Here is a 1,837-nt window from a genome sequence, read left to right as displayed (position 1 = left end):
TCAAACTCTTCAATTTAAGTTTGGTTGCCTATAAAGGCGGCTCAATGAATTGCTGAATTAACTGCTGCAACTTAAAAGTTGCTTTGGTCACTTCATCAGACATTGAAAATCAAAAATTGTTTTTGATGCTCGATGCTGCGAGTGCCCACACAGATTGCTTGATTCAAATTGTTAAAGAGCGACGCAGCTTTTGGCTGCTGCGGGAGTGGCATTCTACTCAACCGCCTTCTCGAGTCAAGCCTTATTTTCACAGGCTTTTCGAGGTTATCGACTTGGCTGTTTACGTTGCCGCTTGCCGTGTCGATGGAGGCGCATTATAGGGAGCGAATTCGTGCTGGCAAGAGGATAATTGCAAAAAGATGGCTTCCATCGTTCAACCGCTCACAAAGCCACCAAAAAGCATCTTAATCCAGCGAAATCAGTCTGCGACAGGCGCCACCACGGCAAAATCATGCAGGTTGTCGTAGATGGCATCGGCCAGCTCGATCCCCGCATCCGTAATCGGCTTGCCCGTTCTGACCATGACCTTGTGACCGACCTTGGCATTGATGGCGGCTTTCAGGTCCGAAGGTTTGTCACCCACCATATAAGAGCGACTCATGTCGATACCAAGCTCCCGCTGCGCAAGCAACAGCATACCCGGTTCGGGTTTGCGGCAGTCGCAGGGGGCACCGTGGTCCGGGTGATGGGGGCAGAAGTAGATACCATCGAGATCCACATCACGATCGGCCAGGGACCAATCCATCCACTCGGTCAGGTTCATGAAGTCATCTTCAGTGAAGTAACCACGGGCTATCCCGGATTGGTTAGTCACTACGACCAGCAAATAGCCTTTCTTCTTCAGCAATTGCATGGCCTCAATCGCCCCGGGTAGAAAATGGAAGTCATCAACCTGGCTGACATAACCCGTGTCCTTGTTGATGACACCATCACGATCCAGAAAAATGGCGGGTTTACTCACAGCAACTACCTCTATCAATGATTTCGCAAAAGTATCTCACAGGCCCATTAAAGCCCCAAAAGTAAAAGGGGTGGCCGAAGCCACCCCTTTCATGTGTGCATATAAAGTATCGATTAAGCGATAACTTTAGCTACAACACCAGCACCTACGGTACGGCCACCTTCACGGATAGCGAAACGCAGGCCGTCGTCCATCGCGATCGGGGCAATCAGGGTAACAACCATCTTGATGTTGTCGCCCGGCATGACCATCTCTACGCCTTCCGGCAGTTCGATGGTACCGGTCACGTCGGTAGTACGGAAGTAGAACTGCGGACGGTAGCCCTTGAAGAACGGGGTATGACGACCACCTTCTTCTTTGGACAGCACGTACACTTCGGATTCGAACTTGGTGTGCGGCTTGATGGTGCCCGGCTTGGCCAGTACCTGACCACGCTCTACGTCTTCACGCTTCACGCCACGCAGCAGCGCGCCAACGTTCTCACCAGCACGACCTTCGTCCAGCAGCTTGCGGAACATTTCAACGCCGGTACAGGTGGTCTTGGTGGTATCTTTGATACCAACGATTTCCACTTCTTCACCAACTTTAACGATACCACGCTCTACACGACCGGTAACTACGGTACCACGGCCAGCGATGGAGAATACGTCTTCGATCGGCATCAGGAACGGCTGGTCAATTGCGCGCTCCGGCTCCGGAATGTAGGTGTCCAGGTGGCCAGCCAGTTCCAGGATCTTCTCTTCCCACTGAGCTTCGCCTTCCAGCGCTTTCAGTGCGGAACCACGTACTACCGGCAGGTCATCACCCGGGAAGTCGTACTCGGACAGCAGTTCGCGAACTTCCATCTCGACCAGTTCCAGCAGCTCTTCGTCATCT

Annotated in this window: 2 protein-coding genes; both read right to left on the bottom strand. The window is 52.4% G+C overall.

Annotation, left to right across the window (positions count from 1 at the left end; genetic code table 11):
• Positions 1–418: 418 nt before the first annotated feature.
• Positions 419–961 carry a D-glycero-beta-D-manno-heptose 1,7-bisphosphate 7-phosphatase gene (gmhB, locus tag J9885_RS19910; RefSeq protein WP_210550512.1) on the bottom strand — a complete coding sequence of 181 codons (543 nt, stop codon included), beginning with the start codon at positions 959–961 and terminating at the stop codon, positions 419–421.
• A 113-nt stretch (positions 962–1,074) separates the two neighbouring features.
• Positions 1,075–1,837, bottom strand: a 763-nt coding sequence (locus J9885_RS19905; RefSeq protein WP_246877044.1) for an elongation factor Tu, incomplete at its 5' end; no start/stop codon positions are given.

This window comes from Aeromonas sp. SrichE-2G (genome assembly GCF_017939565.1).
In the GTDB taxonomy this organism is placed as follows: Bacteria; Pseudomonadota; Gammaproteobacteria; order Enterobacterales; family Aeromonadaceae; genus Aeromonas; species Aeromonas taiwanensis.
The sequence above is the reverse complement of the archived record's forward strand: the minus strand, read 5'-3'. Positions and strand labels throughout refer to the sequence as shown.